This is a genomic window from Tateyamaria sp. (assembly GCF_039945315.1).
In the GTDB taxonomy this organism is placed as follows: Bacteria; Pseudomonadota; Alphaproteobacteria; order Rhodobacterales; family Rhodobacteraceae; genus Tateyamaria.
Genome location: NZ_JBDUXB010000052.1, coordinates 177,277 through 197,550 on the forward strand (window position 1 = coordinate 177,277; position 20,274 = coordinate 197,550).

The 20,274-nt window shown below is 57.6% G+C and carries 17 protein-coding genes; 6 read left to right on the forward strand and 11 right to left on the reverse strand.

Translation table 11 applies throughout. The annotated features are described in order from the left end of the window. Positions 1 to 14: 14 nt before the first annotated feature. The 4 genes from ABJD00_RS16960 to ABJD00_RS16975 form a co-directional block, all read right to left on the reverse strand. On the reverse strand, positions 15 to 1,061 hold the full coding sequence (locus tag ABJD00_RS16960; RefSeq protein ID WP_299727363.1) for a rod shape-determining protein: 1,047 nt from the start codon (positions 1,059 to 1,061) through the stop codon (positions 15 to 17). Between the two features lie 184 nt (positions 1,062 to 1,245). After that, positions 1,246 to 2,640, reverse strand: coding sequence for a hypothetical protein (locus tag ABJD00_RS16965; protein WP_413832817.1), 1,395 nt, complete (start codon positions 2,638 to 2,640; stop codon positions 1,246 to 1,248). Positions 2,641 to 3,191: 551 nt separating this feature from the next. Continuing rightward, complete coding sequence (locus ABJD00_RS16970; RefSeq protein ID WP_413832819.1) at positions 3,192 to 4,025, reverse strand: amino acid ABC transporter substrate-binding protein; 834 nt, start codon at positions 4,023 to 4,025, stop codon at positions 3,192 to 3,194. A gap of 128 nt (positions 4,026 to 4,153) precedes the next feature. After that, complete coding sequence (locus ABJD00_RS16975) at positions 4,154 to 5,725, reverse strand: 2-isopropylmalate synthase (protein WP_413832821.1); 1,572 nt, start codon at positions 5,723 to 5,725, stop codon at positions 4,154 to 4,156. A 303-nt stretch (positions 5,726 to 6,028) separates the two neighbouring features. Here ABJD00_RS16975 and ABJD00_RS16980 point away from each other — a divergent pair, with 303 nt between their 5' ends. Then, the gene (locus tag ABJD00_RS16980; protein WP_413832823.1) at positions 6,029 to 6,691 is read left to right on the forward strand and encodes an SDR family NAD(P)-dependent oxidoreductase; all 663 of its coding nucleotides are present in this window, start codon (positions 6,029 to 6,031) and stop codon (positions 6,689 to 6,691) included. Continuing rightward, on the forward strand, positions 6,685 to 8,214 hold the full coding sequence (locus ABJD00_RS16985; RefSeq protein ID WP_413832825.1) for a cryptochrome/photolyase family protein: 1,530 nt from the start codon (positions 6,685 to 6,687) through the stop codon (positions 8,212 to 8,214). The genes ABJD00_RS16980 and ABJD00_RS16985 overlap by 7 nt, the downstream gene beginning before the upstream one ends. 16 nt (positions 8,215 to 8,230) lie before the next feature. On the opposite strand, the gene ABJD00_RS16990 is transcribed toward ABJD00_RS16985, so the two are convergent. The 4 genes from ABJD00_RS16990 to ABJD00_RS17005 form a co-directional block, all read right to left on the reverse strand. Continuing rightward, positions 8,231 to 9,427: an HlyD family secretion protein gene (locus ABJD00_RS16990; protein WP_413832827.1), complete on the reverse strand. Its 1,197-nt coding sequence runs from the start codon at positions 9,425 to 9,427 to the stop codon at positions 8,231 to 8,233. Then, entirely contained in the window at positions 9,420 to 9,794 is a 375-nt protein-coding gene (locus ABJD00_RS16995; RefSeq protein WP_413832829.1) for a hypothetical protein, read from the reverse strand. Before ABJD00_RS16995 ends, ABJD00_RS16990 begins: the two co-directional genes overlap by 8 nt. Before the next feature lie 95 nt (positions 9,795 to 9,889). After that, the gene (locus ABJD00_RS17000) at positions 9,890 to 10,597 is read right to left on the reverse strand and encodes a hypothetical protein (RefSeq protein ID WP_413832831.1); all 708 of its coding nucleotides are present in this window, start codon (positions 10,595 to 10,597) and stop codon (positions 9,890 to 9,892) included. Beyond that, a complete protein-coding gene (locus ABJD00_RS17005) occupies positions 10,597 to 12,021 on the reverse strand; it encodes an MORN repeat-containing protein (RefSeq protein WP_413832833.1) in 1,425 nt (474 codons plus the stop codon). The genes ABJD00_RS17000 and ABJD00_RS17005 overlap by 1 nt, the downstream gene beginning before the upstream one ends. A gap of 269 nt (positions 12,022 to 12,290) precedes the next feature. Here ABJD00_RS17005 and ABJD00_RS17010 point away from each other — a divergent pair, with 269 nt between their 5' ends. Beyond that, positions 12,291 to 13,949: an NAD+ synthase gene (locus ABJD00_RS17010; RefSeq protein WP_413832835.1), complete on the forward strand. Its 1,659-nt coding sequence runs from the start codon at positions 12,291 to 12,293 to the stop codon at positions 13,947 to 13,949. Between the two features lie 92 nt (positions 13,950 to 14,041). Then, positions 14,042 to 14,836 carry an alpha/beta hydrolase family esterase gene (locus ABJD00_RS17015; protein ID WP_413832837.1) on the forward strand — a complete coding sequence of 265 codons (795 nt, stop codon included), beginning with the start codon at positions 14,042 to 14,044 and terminating at the stop codon, positions 14,834 to 14,836. 41 nt (positions 14,837 to 14,877) lie between these two features. Here the strand turns inward: ABJD00_RS17015 and ABJD00_RS17020 are convergent, their stop codons facing one another. After that, positions 14,878 to 15,807 (reverse strand): MBL fold metallo-hydrolase, encoded by a 930-nt coding sequence (locus ABJD00_RS17020; protein ID WP_413832839.1) that lies wholly within the window; start codon positions 15,805 to 15,807, stop codon positions 14,878 to 14,880. Between the two features lie 273 nt (positions 15,808 to 16,080). Between ABJD00_RS17020 and gltX the strand changes: the two genes are divergently transcribed. Next, positions 16,081 to 17,403 (forward strand): glutamate--tRNA ligase, encoded by a 1,323-nt coding sequence (gene gltX, locus ABJD00_RS17025; RefSeq protein WP_413832841.1) that lies wholly within the window; start codon positions 16,081 to 16,083, stop codon positions 17,401 to 17,403. Between the two features lie 75 nt (positions 17,404 to 17,478). Beyond that, positions 17,479 to 18,873, forward strand: a complete 1,395-nt coding sequence (locus ABJD00_RS17030) for an MATE family efflux transporter (RefSeq protein WP_413832843.1) — start codon at positions 17,479 to 17,481, stop codon at positions 18,871 to 18,873. Here ABJD00_RS17030 and ABJD00_RS17035 read toward each other — a convergent pair. Continuing rightward, complete coding sequence (locus ABJD00_RS17035) at positions 18,853 to 19,392, reverse strand: gamma-glutamylcyclotransferase family protein (protein WP_413832845.1); 540 nt, start codon at positions 19,390 to 19,392, stop codon at positions 18,853 to 18,855. The two genes, ABJD00_RS17030 and ABJD00_RS17035, sit on opposite strands and share 21 nt — an antisense overlap. Then, the gene (locus tag ABJD00_RS17040) at positions 19,389 to 20,258 is read right to left on the reverse strand and encodes an inositol monophosphatase family protein (protein ID WP_413832847.1); all 870 of its coding nucleotides are present in this window, start codon (positions 20,256 to 20,258) and stop codon (positions 19,389 to 19,391) included. Before ABJD00_RS17040 ends, ABJD00_RS17035 begins: the two co-directional genes overlap by 4 nt. Positions 20,259 to 20,274 lie beyond the last annotated feature (16 nt).

The window sequence follows — 20,274 nt, forward strand, 5'->3', positions numbered from 1 at the left end:
GTCAGCCTGTCAGTTTAGCTGTCGTAGTCGATGGCGTGACGCAATTGGGTTTCATACTCCAACGCCTTGCCGGTGCCCAAGGCCACGCAGTTCAAACTTTCGTCAGCGATGGATACGGCCAGCCCGGTCTGTTCGCGCAAGGCCAGATCAAGATCGCCCAATAGCGCGCCACCTCCCGTGAGCATAACACCCCGGTCCACGATATCAGCGGCCAGATCAGGCGGCGTGGTTTCAAGAGCGGTCATGACTGCTTCGCAAATCTGTTGAACCGGCTCGGCGAGCGCTTCGGCGATCTGGGCCTGTGTAACTTCGATCTCTTTGGGCACACCATTCAGCAGGTCACGGCCTCGGATCTGCATCGAGGTGCCACGCCCATCGTCGGGCATGCGGGCCGTGCCGATAGAAGTCTTAATCCGCTCGGCCGTTGTCTCACCGACCAGCAAATTTTGCTGGCGGCGCAGGTAGGAAATGATTGCCTCGTCCATTCGGTCGCCACCGACTCGCACAGACCGGGCATAAACGATGTCGCCAAGGGACAGAACGGCCACCTCGGTTGTCCCGCCGCCAATATCCACAACCATGTTGCCGGTGGGGTCGGTGATAGGCATTCCGGCCCCAATCGCCGCAGCGATAGGTTCTGCAATCAGACCCGCACGACGCGCCCCTGCGGACAGAACGGATTGCCGAATGGCGCGTTTTTCAACGGGTGTGGCGCCGTGCGGCACACAGACGATGATCTTGGGCTTGGAAAACGTGCTGCGCTTATGAACCTTGCGGATGAAATGTTTGATCATTTCTTCGGCAGTGTCGAAGTCGGCGATAACGCCTTCACGCATGGGCCTGATCGCTTCGATACTGCCGGGTGTGCGGCCGAGCATCAGCTTGGCATCTTCGCCCACGGCGAGGACTTTTTTCACACCGTCCTTGATGTGATAGGCCACAACAGATGGTTCTGACAGCACGACACCCTTGCCTTTGACGTAGACCAGAGTGTTCGCAGTGCCGAGATCAATCGCCATGTCTGACGAGAACAAGCCACCAAGATTTCCGAATATCGACATCTGCTGCGCACCTCGAATGCTTATGGGCACCCCGACTCGGGGGTGCGTGCAATTCGTGGTCTTATAGGGAGGGGTTTAACCGGGTTAAAGGCCGTTTTCAGCACATAACAAGCGCTATCGCGCCGATCAAAGTGCAAGAACGTTCGCCATATCATCGGGTTATTCGCCAAGAACATCTGAACAGTTATTTTGCGTCCTTGCGTGGACGTACCGTCAGGTTGGCAAGGAAGTAGGTATTGAACAGGTTTAGCGTATTGATGAACACCTCGACCGAGTAGCCGAAAACGAAACTAAGTAGATAGATCAATGGCCTGTTCAGTTCCACGCCGGCAGTCAGGATATTGGATGGGACAAGCAACATCGACAACGTCATCGCCGCAAGACCGGCAAAAATTGTGCGCATAAATGAATAGAAAAAGCCAAGCGGGGCAACACTGGGGTTCAGCACGCGCCACATACAGTAAACAACAGACCCCAGCATGCCATAGAGGATCGGCAAGGCCCAAAGGTGGATCGTGTTAAGCCACTCCCGCAGATCCTTAATGCGGACGCTCACGGCATCGAGCGTGTCTTGATAAAAGCTGACCGCGCGACGATTGGCGCGTTCCATTGTTTCAAACTGCGCATTTTTGACAGCGGTAAAGCGTTTATCGAACACGCTGGGTGTCAGGATTGCGTCGAAGGTTTCCTGAGTGTCGACCATCCCGACTACGCCTCCGAGGTCCCAGCCTTGTGTGCCTTCGCTTCGGGCAAGTTGAGTAAGTTCATCGCCAGTCAGTTGATCGACGTCTGTAGTGGGCGCCTGGGAGTTTTCACTCCTAGAAAGCTGCGTGCCCTCAGCATTTGAGACCTGTGCTTCTTCATTTGATGGTTGTTGTATGACGGCTTTCTCCGGGCACCCGAAAACGGAGTCGATTGCGACATTGAGCACACCCGAATCTCCTGCCTTAGAGCAGACCCAGTTTGTCAGGAACTCACCCGGTGCGCGGTACACGCGGGCTTCGTCCCACAGGCCATGCATACGCGACATCAACTCTGTTTCGCGCGAATAGTGCTGTTGCAGGGTCGAAATCCCTTCGAGATACATCAGTTGCGGTTCCAAATTGTCGGTGCCGACATCCGACGCCACTTTGTCAAAGAGGATCTTCATTTCGACCAGTCGCGCGATTTCGCTGGAATGATCAAACTCCAAAAACTCCTGCGCTTCGGCTACAGCCACGGAGGCCCGGTTTGCCCAATAGGTGAAGTTGAACACCGCGGCGACCAACAGAAACCCTGCGAGGCAAAGCAGCAGGCTGGTCAGGATCGGAGTTCCGCGTCCCACGGGCGACTTTCCATGCAGCACTTCGCCAATCGTGTAGGTATCTATGCGCAGGCACAGTCGATCATATGCCGTTTGAAACGCATCGCGCAATGCTAGGACATCAGCGTCTGCGATGGCGGAAAAGTCATCAGAGCGATCAAATAAGCTGAGGGCTTGTGCGAGGTCACCACTGTCTTCGCCCTGCACATGCATCAAGTAGTCGCGTAGATTAGAAGCTTCGTAAACCAGTGTGGTAAGTCGTTGTTTCTGATCCATAATGTGACCTCTTCAAAGACTATTACTGAATGACACCTGAGAACGTCCCACGTTGTGTTCGGCATTCACAGGGCGAACCAGATGGCGCGGGGACAAGGGGCCAACACCACCCACCCGGCACCACGCATGCGCCAGACGGTATGTTTTGAGCGGTGGATATCGTAGCGGTGCCTGCGATTATACAAGCAAGAAAAAGGGCTGCGGTTGCGGCGCGGATGCGTATGATCGGCATGACGGAATCTCAATAAATTGGACGCTAATATTTCAACCTTGAGTTACGTTTCCACCTGAGTCAATGAAATTTGACTAAAGTTTCAATGCGTTGCGACCATGTAAGGGGTAATTTTAGGTTGTGCCGTCATGGTTTCAGCGGTGCTCAAGTACGCGACCACGTGGGCAGACGCCACCAAAACGGGCGCTCGTTCAATGCCGTGATTTTGGAGCGCTTAGGAGTCGATACCGCCCACCGTTTACGGACTAAGGTTCGTCGGTACCAGCGCAGCGGGCCCGGGCACAAATGCCCGGGCCAGTGATCTCAAAACTGTGCCTGTTTAGGGTAACGTCGGAGACAAAAGGTACATCGCTTCAAGCGCAAAACCTGGAGTTGCGCCTATGCTGTTGCCAAAAGCGTCAGAAACACCCCCTTCTGCGAACAAGGCTGACAGACCTGTATCAACAACCAGTCTGAAATCAGAATCCCCGCGGCGCATGGCCAGCCCGTGTTTTTCAATCGTCAGAAGATTCTCGAAGACATTGTAAGCTTCCGCATTGCCGCTGGACTGCACCATTTGCATCAGAATGGATTGGTCTGCAAAGTATGCGGAAATAGCATCGGAATCGAGCGCAGCCATCCCGGCCGCATGATCATCGAATTCGACGACTTCTGCATCCATATTCATCGATCCCAATGTAGTGTTGAGGGCTACAAGCGTTGTTGTGGCGCTTCGGACACCAATCTTTTTACCGGCCAATTCTTCAAATGCGCCCGGTCCGCCCTTCTTTAGGGCAACAGTCGTGCCATCGACGTAAGTGGGTGTCGAAAAATCGACGAGTGCCCGTCGGGACAGGGTGATCGTTGCCGCACCACAGAGCAAGTCAATCTCGCCGTTTGCGACTTTTTCGAACCGGTTTTCAGTTGTAACGGGTTCGAAGACCACGTCCATGGTCTCAAGGGCGAGTGAGTCCGCAATTTTCTGGGCCAAACGCGCGCAAAGTTCGACGGAATACCCTTGCGGGCCATTGTCACCGAGGACCGACAACGGGGATGCGTCTGTGCGAAACCCAATGACGAGCTCGCCTGTGTTTTTGATTTTGTCGATTGTCTGGGCAGACGCGACTGTCGTCAGAAGCAGAGTTGCCGCGATTGCAGCAGATAAAAGACGCATGACACTATCCTGTTTTTGGTTTGGTGGGTTGCTTATGGGTGAAACTGGCGAACAACAAAAGAGATGCCGCACATTCATGCGGCATCTCAGGCTCTTCTTTAAGCGGGTTGTTTGCGCCGGATGCGCAATCAGCTGACGTCTTTGTAGCTGACTTCGCGCTTATCAGAGCCTGTTTTCTCACGTCGCACCAGCAAGCGGTTGAGCGCGTGTATGTAGGCCCGCGTGCTGGCCACGACAGTGTCTGTGTCCGCGGATTGGCCGGTCACGATGCGCCCGTCTTCTTCCATCCGCACGGACACTGTCGCCTGCGCGTCTGTACCTTCGGTAACTGCGTGCACCTGATACAGCTGCAGGCGAGCGGAGTGCTCCACCAGCGCCTTGATGCAGTTGAAAGACGCGTCCACCGGACCGTCTCCGGTTTGCGTCGTTTTGTGTTCGGTCCCATCGATGTCGAGCACCATGTCTGCCTGCTGAGGGCCATCGGTGCCACACACAACGCGCATAGAGACCAGCTTGATCCGGTCTTCTTCCGGATCTGTAGCGGTGCGCATCAGCGCGATCAGGTCATCTTCGTAGATTTCCTTTTTGCGGTCGGCCAGCGCTTTGAATCGTACGAAGACGTCCTTGAGTTGGTTGTCGCCCAGTTCAAAGCCGAGTTCTTCGAGCTTGGAGCGCAGAGCAGCGCGGCCCGAGTGTTTACCCATCACGAGGTTGGTCGCCGACAGCCCCACGTCTTCGGGCCGCATGATTTCGAACGTCTCGGCGTTTTTCAGCATGCCGTCCTGATGGATGCCGGATTCATGTGCAAAGGCGTTCTTGCCCACGATGGCCTTGTTGAACTGCACCGGGAAGCCGCTGACCGTGGCAACGCGACGCGAGATGTTCATGATCTTGGTTGAATCGATGCCGGTGCGGAACGGCATGATGTCGTTGCGCACTTTAAGGGCCATCACCACTTCTTCCAGAGCAGTATTGCCGGCGCGCTCGCCCAGACCGTTGATCGTGCATTCGATCTGACGTGCACCTGCTTCGACAGCGGCAAGACTGTTCGCCGTCGCCATGCCAAGGTCATTGTGGCAGTGGGTGGCAAAGATCACCTCGTCGGCACCGGGCACATTTTCGATCAGTTTGGAGATCAGGTCTGCGCTTTCACGAGGGGCAGTGTAGCCGACGGTGTCGGGGATGTTGATCGTTGTCGCACCGGCTTTGATCGCGATTTCTACGACGCGGTAGAGGTAGTCGATTTCCGTACGCGTCGCGTCCATCGGTGACCACTGCACGTTGTCACACAGATTGCGGGCGTGGGTGACGGTCTCTTCAATCCGCTCGGCCATCTCGTCCTTGGTGAGGTTTGGAATGGCGCGGTGCAGGGGCGAGGTGCCGATGAAGGTGTGGATGCGCGGTTGGTTTGCGTGCTTTACGGCCTCCCAACAGCGGTCGATGTCGCCAAACTGCGCGCGGGCAAGGCCGCAAATCACCGAGTTTTGCGCGTTTTTGGCAATTTCGGTAACGGCGTTGAAGTCGCCTTCGGAAGCGATGGGAAATCCAGCCTCGATGATGTCGACGCCCATGTCGTCCAGCAGCCCTGCGATTTCGAGCTTTTCCGCGTGGGTCATGGTGGCGCCCGGAGATTGTTCGCCGTCGCGCAGCGTGGTGTCGAAGATGACAACGCGGTCCTGGGTTTTGTCAGTATCGGTCATTTTGGTATCTCTTTGAGTTCTGTTCCTGAAGCCTTTGGCGCGCGGGCGATCCTCTGAGCGGGCGCGCCAACCGGCTGCGCTCAGAGGCGAATTAGGAGCAGGAGGCCACGGCCAAGCGCGCCCGAAAGGCGTGTGCTAGGAGTATGTGTGGCGAATGTCATGGCCGTATTTATACCGTGCCTTTTGCAAATGGAAAGACTGGAATTGCGGACCGTAACCCCGTTCCGCAGTCCGTAACCTTCAAAGGGGTATTTTTCGTCAGAAGAAGTTGATGCGCGCGCCTTGCCTGCTAGGTCGGGGATCATGGATAATATTTTGATTATTGGGGCCTCTGGGGGCATCGGGTCTGCTTTGGTGGATGCATATGCAGCGAGTGGGGCAGAGGTGGACCGACTGTCGCGCTCGGGTGATGGGTTTGACGTGACGGATGCCGGGTCGGTCGCTGAGCATCTGAGTGGACGTGGCCCCTACGACCGGGTTGTTGTCGCGACTGGGGCGCTTGAGATTGCGGGCGCTGCCCCTGAAAAAACCATCAAGGGGTTGGATCCTGCTGCGATGGCGGATCAGTTTGCATTGAACGCGATTGGCCCAGCCTTGATCCTGTCGCACGCGCATCATCTGTTGCCCCGTGATCGGCCCGCCGTGATGGCCGTACTGTCTGCGCGCGTCGGGTCGATTGGCGATAATCGGATTGGTGGCTGGATCAGTTATCGTGCGGCCAAGGCTGCTGTAAACCAGATCGTTCATACGGCAGCGATTGAATTGGCGCGCACGCATGGACAGGCGACAGTTGTGGCGCTGCATCCCGGCACCGTAGCCACGGCCTTTACCGAAAAGTATGTGGGCCGCCATCCTGCGGTGCCTCCGCAAGACGCGGCGACCAATCTGATGAGTGTTATGGATGGGTTGAAACCCGAGCAGACTGGGCAGTTCTTTGATTACTCCGGGGCTTCTGTTCCATGGTAGCGCGGTTGATCCTGATCCTTGGGGATCAGTTGAGCGAAAACGTGGCGGCGTTGTGCGCGGCGGACAAAGACCGCGACGTTGTTGTGATGGCCGAAGTTGGTGATGAAGGATCGTACGTTCCCCATCACCCCAAGAAGATCGCGCTGGTTCTGGCAGCGATGCGCAAATTTGCGACCCAGTTACGCGATGATGGTTGGCAGGTGGCCTATTCCGAGCTTGATGACACCGATAACTCCCAATCCATTGCAGGCGAGTTGCTGCGCAGGGCAGATCAGTATGGGGTAAGCAAGGTTCTTGTTACCCGCCCGGGCGAGTACCGCCTGATTGAAGCCCTCGAGGATTGTCCGCTGGATGTGGAGATGCTGGAAGATGACAGGTTCATCGCCTCCCATGCCGAGTTTGAGGCTTGGGCTGAGGGCCGCAAGGCGCTGCGTATGGAATATTTCTATCGTGATATGCGCCGCAAGACCGGCCTGTTGATGGATGGGGATCAACCGGCAGGCGGCAAGTGGAATTTCGATCACGACAATCGCAAACCTTCCCCGGGAGAGGTCACATTTTCCGGACCCATGCAGTTTGAACCAGATGACGTCGTGACCGAAGTTCTGGAATTGGTCGAGGCGCGTTTTGGCAATCATTTCGGGGATTTGCGCCCGTTCTGGTTTGCCACGGATCAGGCGCAGGCCAGACAGGCACTGGCGCATTTTGTCCGCTATGGTCTGGCCCGGTTTGGCGACTATCAGGACGCGATGCTGGCAGACAATCAGTTCCTCTACCATGCGCTGGTGTCGCCCTACCTCAACATCGGATTGCTCGACCCGCTTGAGGTCTGCCGGGCGGTCGAAGATGCGTGGAAGGCGGGCGATGTGCCCATCAACGCAGCCGAAGGGTTCATACGGCAGGTGATTGGCTGGCGCGAATATGTGCGCGGGATCTATTTTCATGAGGGTCCCGACTATCCGCATCGCAATGGGTTAGACCATCATCGCAAGCTGCCGGCGTTCTATTGGGGTGGTGAGACGCGGATGCGCTGTGTGTCAAAGGCTGTGGTGCAGACTAAAACTGAGGCCTACGCCCACCACATCCAACGCTTGATGGTCACGGGAAACTTTGCCCTGCTCGCTGGGTTGAGCCCTGCGGAAGTGTCCGAATGGTATCTGGCCGTTTATGCAGATGCGTTTGAGTGGGTGGAGGCCCCCAACGTCGTGGGCATGTCGCAGTTCGCTGATGGGGGCGTCATTGCGTCCAAACCTTATGTGTCATCTGGCGCTTACATCAATCGGATGTCGGATTACTGCAAAAGCTGCCACTACAAGGTCAACGTCAAAACGGGCGAGGGAGCCTGTCCGTTCAACCTGCTTTACTGGCATTTCCTAGACCGTCACCGGGATCGGTTTTCGAACAATGCCCGCATGGGGAACATGTACCGGACATGGGATCGGATGGACGAAGAGCGCCGCGCTACTGTGTTGCGCGACGCTGAAGCGTTTCTGGACAAGATGTCTTCGGGCGAAACGGTTTAGTCGCGAATGGCACGCATTAGTGCGCGCCGCCCCCGGCCAGACCAACGCCAGAAACCAGCGAGCCCCACACTTTCAGTCGCAACCCGGCGGCCTTGATTATGCCTGTGGCAGCGATCACATGGCCAAAGGCACCGGGCAGATTGTTGGTGTAGGTCTGCACCAGACAACCGGTTCCGTTCAGCATGATTTCTTTGTGCTCGGGGTGCACCAGATCGAAGTAAACCAGCAATGATCCTCGGGATGTGGCATTGCTGGGCTCAAGCATTACACCACTTGGTTGTACCTGACCGGTGGCAATCGCCGGTTGGATCGACGTCACATGCGCGGGCATGACTGTGTTCCTGAACGAGATGTTGATGTTGCTGTCACACGCAATTTCTGCCGGCATCCCTGCGTGCAGAGTCGCCCGGGCGACCTGGTCGAACCCGGCGATCACACCGATGGGATGTTTTTCGTCCCGGTCGGGAACAATCACCATGGCCGGGCTTAGGATCAGGCGCGAAGCCGGGCTTCCGACAGCTAGGGACAGTTGGGTCACGACGCCATCTGTGAATGACCGGACCTCGGTCTTTGCCAGTTCAGTCCTAGCAGCTTCGAGTGCCGTTTCGGCCGTGCGGCGTTTGGCGGGGATGGTTTCTTCGATTTCGACACGTGCCAGATCGACTTGCGCGGTGGTTGCCGTTACAGCGGCCTCTGCAGAATCGAACGCCGCCTGAAACCTGCGCACGTCGTCCTCGCGTCCGACATTTCGCTCGAACAGAGTCTGCGCGTTTTCCAGATCAACCGCATATTTGTCCCTTTCGGCAACGGCTTGGTCCACAGTCGATTGTGCCACGATCAGCTGATCACGCGCTTTGTTTTCTTCGGCATCGATCTCGGCCAGTTGGGCCTCGGCCTGGGCGACGGCCGACCGCTGGCTGCTATCTTCGATCCGGAACAGCAGATCACCTTTGGCGACGCGGTCCTCGTTCAAAACTGGGAGTTCGGTGACCGGTCCGCTGGTTTGTGCGACGACGGACACAGTGCGGAAGGGAACGATGCCTGAATAGCTTTTCGGATGGAAATAGAAGATCGTCAGAAAGAGTGCGAAGGCCATGCCCAACCACATCAGGACGGCGGCGCGCATGTTCCAGACAGTCATCTCTTCGCCGCGCCGTTTGAGCTGGTAATAGCGGATGATGACCGGGAAGGACGTAAACATGAGCTCAAACATCTGCTTTTGGCTCCTCGTGCGGCTTGGCCTCATGTGCGGCGCCGTCTTTGGGGAAGTGCAGATGGAACCGTGACCAATCGGCCATCAGCGCAATCAGGATTGCGGCAACCGGCAGCAGAATATTGAAATGGGCGAGGGGGAAGATCTCGTAGAGCAGCGCAATCGTGAGCATTGTCGGGATCGTCTTGGCCAGCGGGGTACCGTGGGATTGATGTTCGGCCCAGCGGTCAAAGGCAGCGTAAAGCGACACCAGCCCATAAATCGCCAGCGCCAAAAGGATCAGAATAACCCAAGACATCTGGTCGAACGCATCCGGGGGTACAAACCATCCGGGATCGCTATGTCCTTCTGCGCCTTCAGTAGCCATTTTTCGGGCCCCATTTTTTCGGTTCTGTTTTGTCGTTCGTTATCGAGGTCTGCCCTTTTTGTCTATCTTTGCGGACCGCGTTTCGCCGTCTATTGTCATTCGGCAGCGACACAGATGTCGAAACCATCAATATCTCTGTCTTCACTGATTTTTGCGCTGCACGTCGACACCTTTTGCACGCATTCTACGTCCAGCTTGGGGAATTGGCAGGCCGTCATCGCGGCCAACAACGCCTGGGCGGCTTCGTCTTCCCATTCGGATCCTGCCGGGACGCCGTTCATCGAGATGCCGAGAGCCTTGGCGATGGCGGTTTCAGCACCCTCCATCGACCATTCCGTTTGATCGGTGCCCCCGTTTTCAAACATCAAAGAAACGACAAGGCTGGGGGCCTCGAGTACATCGTGGAAGGTGCCGAATGCAGGCGCTTGCCCCTCACCGTGCCAGAGCCGGTCGCGCAGGGCCCGCCCGGTGCTGATGGCGTATTCGACGACCCGCCCGCGTTCGCTTTGGGCTTGGATCTCTTTGGAGTCAAAACCCATAGGCGTAACCGTGGCCACAGGGCCAGTGCGAACCAGATCCGGGCTGCTGTCGGGCAGGGTGATCAACGCATAGACCCGTCCGATCGGGTTGCGATATAAGTGCAGGCCGTAGCCATCCGCGTTCGTCGTGCTGGCTGCACGCGTATCAAATCCCTGGATCGGATCGCTGTACTTCTCGATATATTGCCATTCAGCCGCCAACGGTTGAGCAAGAACAAGCAGCGCAAGCGTCGGTATCAGGCGTTGCGGCAAAAAGCGTGGCATCAGCCGCCGTCGCTGGTGGCTTCGGTTTCTTCCGGCGTCTCGGCTTCGTTCAGTGCGCCACTGTCCCAATCACCCGTCGCTTCTTCGCCGCTGGAGTAGCGCATGGTGCCCGCTCCCTGGCGCTTGCCGTTCTTGAAGGTCCCTTCGTATATGTCGCCGTTGGAATAGGTCGCGACGCCCTCACCATCGATTTCACCGCGTGTCCACTGGCCATCGTAGACAAAGCCTGACGCCATCACGATTTTGCCGGCCCCATGGCGCTGACCATCAAGGAAGTCACCGGTGTAGACGGTGCCATCGGGATAGGTTGCGGTCCCTGTCCCATGCCGCTGCCCGTTTTCCCAAGTGCCTTCATAGCGATAGCCATCGGCGTAAGTCATCACACCTTGCCCGTGGTTGCGCGCGTTCTGGAACCCGCCTTCATAGACCACCCCGTTGGGATAGGTCGCTTTGCCCGTCCCCTCGATCACGCCTGCGATCCATTCGCCTTCGTAGGTGGAGCCATCGGTGTAAGTGATTTTGCCAGTGCCATCGGCTAGGTCGTCCTTGAAGTCCCCTTCATACGCGGCCCCGTCGGGGTAGGTGACCCGGCCCTGACCTTCGATCTGCCCTTCGACCCATTGGCCGATATAGGTGTAGCCGTCATTGCCGATGAACGTGCCTTGCCCGTGGCGGCGGTCATCGGCGAACTGTCCTTCGTAGACGTCACCGTTTGAATAGGTTACCCGGCCCTTGCCTTCGCGACGGCCTGAGACGAGGTCGCCTTCGTAGACGTCCCCATTGGGTTGAGTGAGTGTGCCTGCGCCATCGATTTGGCCGTTTTTCCACAAGCCAATATAGATAAGCCCGTCTGGCATCGTCAGCGTGCCTGTTCCCTGACGTACGCCGCTTTCGATCTGGCCATCATACACGGCGCCATCAGGGTAGGTTATTACACCCGTCCCCTGTTTTTCGCCGTCGACCCAGTCGCCTTTGTATTCGTATCCGCCGGGGGATTGCATGACCCCTTTGCCGTGATGTTTGGCGTTGCGGAACGACCCTTCGTAACGGACGCCGTTCGCGTAAAGAGCCACTCCAGTACCAACGATGGCACCGGTGGCCCAATCCCCCTCATAGGTGCCGCCATCAGCGAAAGTGATTTTGCCGAACCCGTCGGGTTTGCCTTTGGAAAAGCTGCCTTCGTAAACCGAACCGTTGGGAAAGCGGGCTGTACCTTGCCCTTTGATTTCGCCGTCGACCCATTCGCCGGTATATTCATATCCGTTGGGGAGGCGATACGTACCTTCGCCATGTTGAAGGCCGCCCCGGAACGTCCCCTCGTAAATGCCGCCGTCGTCATATTGCTTGGTCAGCACGGCGCCCGATTGCGCAAGTGCGGAACCCGGCAAAAGGGCAAGGCAGAACATCAAATTGCGCAAGGACATAAGACAACCTCTTAGATTCGCGGACCCGCTGAAATGATGCGGGCAGGCGGAAGGTAGGACAGGGGGCAAGCGTGGGCAATGGCCTTGGCGGAAAGTTGAGCATTGTGCCGGATGCGTGGGTAAAGAAGGGCAGTTTTCCGTGGTTTGGAACGCCCCGGGGTTTTTTTGGAAACAAAGAAGCAGCGCGAGGAGTGGGTACAGATGTCGCCTGTGGGTTTCCTCGCCCGTGCTTTCTGCTACATCGCGTGGGAGTTTGAAGGAGCGCGCCAATGGCCGACACATTCCGCATCACTCTGGGTCAGTTGAACCCAACGGTTGGCGACATTGCCGGGAACGCCGCCAAAGCGCGGGCCGCTTGGGAGGTGGGCCGCGATGCGGGCGCTGATCTGGTGGCCTTGCCCGAGATGTTTATCGCTGGCTACAATGCTCAGGATCTGGTGATGAAGGCGGCCTTTCACGCGACGGCGATGGAAGCGGTTGAGGCATTGGCGATTGAGTGTGAGGACGGCCCGGCGCTGGCCATCGGCTGCCCCTGGGCTGAGGGGGCGGAGCTGTTCAATGCCTACCTGATTTGTAAGGGCGGCAAGATTGCGAGCCGTGTTCTTAAACATCATCTGCCAAACGAGACTGTGTTTGACGAGGTTCGCATTTTTGATGCCGGTCCTTTGGGTGGTCCATACTCTGTCGGCAATACTCGCGTTGGCAGCCCGATCTGCGAAGATGCGTGGCATCCGGATGTGGCCGAGACTCTGGAAGAGACGGGGGCAGAGTTCCTGCTGGTTCCCAACGGATCGCCTTACTACCGGGGCAAGTTCGACACCCGCATCAATCACATGGTCGCCCGGGTGGTAGAGACCGGTTTGCCATTGATTTACCTCAACATGGTTGGGGGGCAGGACGATCAGGTGTTTGACGGGGGCAGTTTTGCGCTGAATCCCGGCGGGCAGTTGGCGGTGCAGTTGCCGATCTTTGATGAGGTAGTGGCCCATGTGGACCTTGAACGCGGTCCTGAGGGCTGGCGTGTGGTTGATGGCGAAAAGGCGCAACATCCTGATCCGTGGGAGCAGGACTACCGTGTCATGGTCACGTCTTTGCGCGACTACTGTGCGAAGACCGGGTTCAAGCAGGTGCTTTTGGGGATGTCGGGTGGTGTGGATTCTGCTCTCGTGGCCACCATCGCCGCCGATGCCCTTGGTCCGGACAATGTCCGATGCGTGATGCTGCCTTCGGAATACACCTCGCCGCATTCGCTGGAAGATGCCGAAGCTTGCGCCAAAGCGCTGGGCTGTCGCTATGACTACGTTCCGATTTCGGAGACGCGCGCGGCTGTGACGAGCACCCTTGCCCCGCTGTTTGAGGGGTTGGATGCAGACCTGACAGAAGAAAACATTCAAAGCCGGATACGGGGTTTGTTGTTGATGGCGCTGTCTAATAAATTTGGAGAGATGCTGCTGACAACTGGCAACAAATCCGAAGTGGCGGTGGGCTATGCGACGATCTATGGCGACATGGCCGGTGGCTACAATCCGATCAAGGATCTGTACAAAACCCGCGTGTTTGAGACGTGCCGCTGGCGCAATGCCAATCATCGTGACTGGATGATGGGGAATGAAGGCGAGGCCATTCCGCAGCGGATCATCACAAAACCGCCCAGTGCCGAGTTGCGTGAGGATCAGAAGGACAGCGACAGCTTGCCAGACTATCCGGACCTTGATGCGATGCTGGAAATCCTTGTGGACCGCAATGGCTCGATTGCCGACTGTGTGGCGGCGGGTTTTGAAGGCGATGTGGCGCGCAAGATCGAGCGTCTGATTTACCTGAGCGAATACAAGCGATTCCAGTCCGCGCCCGGAGCCCGCCTGACCAAAGGTGCGTTCTGGTTGGATCGCCGTTACCCCATCGTGAACGCATGGCGCGAGCCAACCTGAGCGGCGTTTACACGGTGATGTGACTTGTGCCGGGACCGCCGGCGGCTTCCATATATGCACGCGATTTTGATGCATATCATGAGGTTGCTTCCATGCGCTTTGCCCTGTCTTTAGCTTTGATGCTGCTGCCTTCGATCGCTGTGGCCTGCGGTCCGGACAGTGACTGCATGATTGGCGACCGGCACTACCGCATTGCGATGCCCGAGGCTCAGACTGGTTCGGTCGGAGCAATCGTTTTTGCGCATGGCTATCGCGGTTCGGCACGGGGCGTGATGCGAAATATGGGGCTGCGCCGCATGGTATCCGATATGGGTCTGGCGCTGATTGCTCCTAAATCGGCGCGGGACGACTGGGATATTCCGGGTGCGCCTGGCGATATGGCATCCTCAGGCGCGGCTGAGATCGCCTATTTTGAGGCGATGGTTTCCGATGCTGTTGCGCGGTTCGGGATCGATCCTGATCGGGTCATGATGTCGGGCTTTTCTGCTGGGGGCATGGTGACATGGGAATTGGCGTGCCAGCGTCCGAACCTGTTTGCAGGTTTTGCGCCAGTATCGGGTACGTTCTGGGGAGGACCGCCTGCGGCCTGTGCCGCCCCGGCTTCGGTCATTCATATTCATGGGACAAAGGACCGCACAGTGCCGCTGGCGGGGCGACCCATTGGCCCGACAAAGCAGGGTGATGTTCTGGACGTTCTGGAAATGTATCGCGCGGTAGGCAGATTTGGCCCTCAGACAGTTGTGCAGATCGACGCAATGTCCTGCACCCGGCAGGGCAACGCGGCTGATGATCTGTTGGAGTTCTGTACCTTTGACGGCGGGCACAGTTTTTCGCGCAGCTATCTGAGCTATGCGTGGGAGCGCTTGCGCGCTGCAGGTAAGGTGTAAGGCGAACAAAACGTCCGCCTTACTGGTTCACGCTGGGTTGGTTACAGCATCAACTGATAGCTGTGCGCGGCATAACGGTATCCGCCTTCACCGTTGCGTTCGACATAGCCAATTCCGGGCCATGGCATGTGATAACCGATGAATGCAGTGCGATCCGTCGCCATCATATCAAGCAGCTTTTTACGGGTGACTGCGGCAGCGGCTTTGTCCATGTCAAAGCGTACTTCCCAATCAGGATGGGCCAGAGACCAAACATAGTGGTTTGCAAAATCTGCGCCGATTACCAGCTGTGTGCCACCATCTTCGACCATGTAGGTCATGTGGCCAGGTGTGTGCCCAAAGGCGGCCATGGCGGTGATGCCAGAAGCGGGTGAACCGCCATCATCAAGCATCGTGAACTGATCTGCCAACGGTACGATCTTGCCGTCGAAGTTTTCGTTGCCCGATCCGGACCAGCCGTCGAATTCTGCTGCGCCAGTGATATAGGCTGCGTTGGCGAATGTCGGTGTGCCATCTGTGGAAATCCCGCCGATGTGGTCGCCGTGCATGTGTGTGATCACGACTTTGTCGACCTGATCGGCGGTGTACCCTGCCGCTTCGATCGCTTGGACGGTCGCTGCACCAGAAAGGCCAGTGTCAAACAGAACCAGTTCGGAACCGTTGTTCACGAGTGTCGGAGTAAAGAAGAACTGCGCGGCAGCGGTGGACAGGCCAGCGTCGGCAGAGACGGAATTGAACGTCTCTTCGTCCACGTTCAGACCAAATATCTTGTGTGGGTTTTCCACGGGCCGCGTGCCAGCGAGCAGCGTGGTGATCTCAAAACTTCCGACTTTGACACGGCGAAAGTTGGATTGTGTGACGCCGAGCATGGGCGCGGCGGCCCGGGTTGAGGTGGCTGTTGCTGCGGCCAATGGCAGCGCTGCGGCCCCCATCAGGGCAGATCGGCGGGAGAGTTTGGGTGTGTTTGCCATGAATGTCATCCTTCTTGTCAGATAGTGCTAACATAGCGCTAAATTGTCGATGTCACGGCGGATCACGTAAAAATTATCGATTTTTTTGATGCGGTATTGTGCAAGGTGCCGGACAACAGGCATTAAAAACTGCCCGCGGTGCGTGTGGTTCACGCCCGGCAGTATTCTCGATTATCTTGCCGTCAGGTCCCCTTTAGCTCTGAAAGCTGGTGCAAAACTGGACAAGGCCGTGCCCCTATGACAAGGCAAGGCCAAGTTCCCGGAGAGCACCTCATGACCACCACCCGTTTCGCACCATCCCCCACTGGATACATCCACGTTGGCAACCTGCGCACTGCGCTGATGAACTACCTTATCGCGCGCAAAGCGGGGGGGACCTTCATTCTGCGTATTGATGACACGGACCCGGAGCGGTCCAAGGAAGAGTACGTGGATGCGATCAAGGCCGATCTGGAATGGTTGGGCCTGCATTGGGACCGGGTTGAACGTCAGTCGGAGCGGTTAGATCGCTACGCTGCTGCTGCAGACACGCTGCGAGCCAACGGGCGTTTTTACGAGGCGTTTGAGACGCCAACTGAACTAGACCTGAAGCGCAAGAAGCAGCTCAATATGGGCAAACCGCCGGTTTATGACCGTGCGGCGCTTGATCTGAGCGAAGCTGAAAAGGACGCATTGCGCGCCGAACGCGGGCAAGGTGTGTGGCGGTTCAAGCTGGATCAAACCCGCATTGAATGGACCGACGGCATTTTGGGTGACATCAGCATTGATGCGGCTTCGGTCTCTGATCCCGTGCTGATCCGGCAGGACGGGCAGGTGCTTTATACGATTGCTTCGGTTGTCGATGACATGGAGATGGGCGTGACGGATGTTGTACGTGGATCGGACCACGTCACAAATACGGCGACGCAAATCCAGATTATTGAAGCCTTAGGCGGCACCGCCCCCCGCTTTGCCCACCATTCGCTGCTGACCGGCCCGCAAGGCGAGGCTTTGTCAAAACGACTAGGCACATTGGCGTTGCGCGATTTGCGCGAACGCGGAGTGGAGCCAATGGCGCTGCTGTCGTTGATGGCCCGCCTTGGGGCGTCTGACCCAGTTGAATTGCGCACCGAGATGGCAGAGTTGATTGACGGTTTTGATGTGTCCCGCTTTGGCTCGGCCCCGACCAAATTCGACGAGGCTGATTTGTTCCCGCTGACAGGTCGGTATTTGCAGTCCCTGCCGCTTGAAGCTGTGGCCGAACGGATCGAGGCCATTGGCGTGTCCAGCGAACTTGCGCCTGCATTCTGGACTGTCATGCGCGATAATATTGAGACCTTGGGCGATCTTGAGGGGTGGTGGACCCTGTGCCGTGACGGCGCTGACCCGGTGATCGAAGATGAAGACCGCGAGTTTGTGGCAGAGGCCATCGCGATGTTGCCAGACGGGCCATTTACGCCCAACACATGGGGGGCTTGGACTGGTGCTGTCAAAGAGGCCACAGGTCGCAAGGGGCGTGGGCTGTTCATGCCTTTGCGCAAGGCTCTGACGGGGCAGGCGCATGGGCCTGATATGGCTGCGCTGATGCCGCTGTTGCAGGTGGTCAAGGCGCGCTGATGTCTGGACCCGTCGGCGCTGATGTTGATCGGCCCTCCGGGGGGGATTTTTTGAAATCAGAGAAGGGACGGGAAATTGGCTGATGCACAGGCCAAATTCGTCTCGGGCTCGCTTTTGCGCCATGTGACAGTGATGTCGCTCACCTCGGCCCTTGGTATCACGGCGGTGTTTCTGGTCGATTTCATCGACATGATTTTCATCGCGATGCTGGGCAAGGCCGAACTGGCCGCAGCCGTGGGTTATGCCGGATCGATCCTTTTTTTCACAACGTCCTTTTCCATTGGGATGGCGATTGCGGTGGGTGCCCTTGTGGCCCGGTCATTGGGTGCAGGAGACCTTGAAGAAGCGCGGATGCGCAGCACTCATGGGCTGATCTACGGCATTGGATTTGGCATCATCTTTGCCGCATTCGTCTGGATCAACGTGCCGCTATTCGTGTCCTGGATTGGCGCCGAAGGCGAGACGGCCACGCTGGCCCAAGGGTATTTGCGCATCATTGTGCCGTCGTTGCCGTTTCTGGTGGTCGGTATGATGGGGGGTGGCATCCTGCGCGCCCACGGAGATGCCCGCCGCGCGATGATGGCCACGATTTATGGCGGGGTTGTGAACGCGGTATTGGATCCGATCCTGATTTTTGGTTTGGGTCTTGATCTGACTGGTGCGGCACTGGCCTCGGTTGCGGCGCGGGTGGTGATCGGGTTGACGGCGGTTTTGCCGATCCTACGCCACCACGGTGGGTTTCCACGTCCCAGATTGATGAACATGCTGCGTGACTTCGGGCCGCTGGTCAGCATCGGGTTTCCAGCCATCCTGACGCAGTTGGCAACGCCGGTAGGTCAGGCCATCGTAACCCGTTCGATGGCGCAATACGGGTTAGAGGCTGTCGCGGGCATGGCCATTGTAGGTCGTTTGATGCCTGTGTCTTTCGCTGTGATCTTTGCCCTTTCGGGGGCGGTTGGGCCGATCTTGGGCCAGAATTTTGGCGCTCAGAACTATGATCGCGTTCGACGGGGGTTCAATGCTGCGCTGATCTTTGCTGCCGGTGTGGTCCTTGTCATCTCTGTGGTTCTATTTGCCTTACGCGGTCCGATTGCGGACTTGTTTGCAGCCACCGGTATAACGCGCGATCTGGTGTACCTGTTTTGCGGGCCGCTGGCGCTCTTGTTCTTTTTCAATGGGGTTTTGTTCATCGCCAATGCGGCGTTCAACAACCTTGGACATCCGTTCTATTCAACGGGCATGAACTGGGGCCGCAACACGATCGCCATGATCCCCTTGGTGTGGTTGGGTGCGGCCCTGTTCGGCGCACCCGGCGTGTTGATCGGGCAAGCACTGGCGGGTGTGTTGTTTGGCGGGATCGCATGGGTGCTGGCGTTGCGGGTTATCGCGTCCGGCGGCGCAGTCCAAGCGCCACGCGATCAATTTGCGCGCGAAGGACGCCTCTTGTCCCTATTGAACCTGCGCAAGTAACTGGTCGGTCAAGGCACGTTCTTTTGAACTCAATTCCTGAGCGCGAGGGTACAGAGGAGAGGCGCGGTCATCCAGAACAGGTGTGTCCCAACCGTCTGTTGTCGCAAAGAAGGCCTCGGCCCCCGCTTGGCCGAACTCGCGGGTAAACCCTTGCACGACCACGTCGAGATAGCTGAGCAAGATGCGGTGATCTCCGCTGCTGCGCTGCTGTTCAGGCGGGACCTGATATGCGGTGATGTTGTTGGCCGGTGCTGCATGATTGACGTGGTGTGTCGCGTCGATGCGGGCATAGCCACTTTCGCGCTGGTCCAGCGCGGCCCAATCCGCGTTGGGTACACTTGCGATAAGGCCATCTATGCTGTGTCCGGGGGCAGCGTGGATCGACAGAAACACCACATCCCGCAACTCGGTCCGCACCCAGACCCGGCGCCATCCCTTCAGCGTCGCGGCTTGTGCTTGCGGGTAGCTGTGCGTGGCGCGGTTGACGAGGCTGCCGTAGCCAAAGAACCAGGGGGTCATGTGTCAGCCACAAGATCGGCAAAGTGGGTGGCCACCGCGTCCCAGACCTCATCAGATGAAGCGCTGAGCAGATAGCCAGAGGTCATGCTCGCGTTGTAGGGCGTGCTGTCCAGCATGGCCGCTTTGCCGCCCGCTTGCTGACATAGCAATACGCCAGCCGCATGATCCCAGCAATTGAGGTGCCCGGACAGGATGAAGTCCGTCGCCCCGGTTGCCAGCAACCGGTATTCATGGGCTGAACAGCGCAAGGTACCGACATAGGCAAGAACACCGACCTTGGACCACATCAGTGCGCGATCCGCTGGCGGCATAAGGCGGATGTGCATGTATCCGGCCATCTGGTCGAGCGGTTTTGGGGCTGCTGTTGCGATGGCGCGTTTGCGACCTGTCCGGGTTTGCCAGACACTTGGGGACATATTGTCCGTCACGATCAGGTCGTCTCCGACAGGGTCATAAATCAACCCCAGAACCGGCTGCCCAAAGCGGGCCACTGCGATGATCGTACCGAACAGGGGCATGCCTTTGGCAAAGTTCCATGTGCCATCGACCGGGTCGATGATGAAGCATAATTCGGCGTCAGCGATACCTTTGAGCAGATCCGGGTTTTTGGATATCGCTTCTTCTCCCACCACAAGTGCGTGGGGGAACGCCATCTGCAAGCCCCGCGTGATCATCGCTTCGGCAGCGATGTCGGCGGCGGTGACCAGATCGTTTTCGTCTTTCTTTGTGTCGATCTCGCCCGCGTCAAGGCTACGAAAGCGCGGCATGATCTCGGCGCGGGCAGCGCGGCGTATCAGGTTGATCAGTTGCGTCTTTTGAGCGGAAGAAAGAGGGGCGGTGACGGGCATGGGCAATTGGTCGGTCATGAGCCTGCGCCTTTTA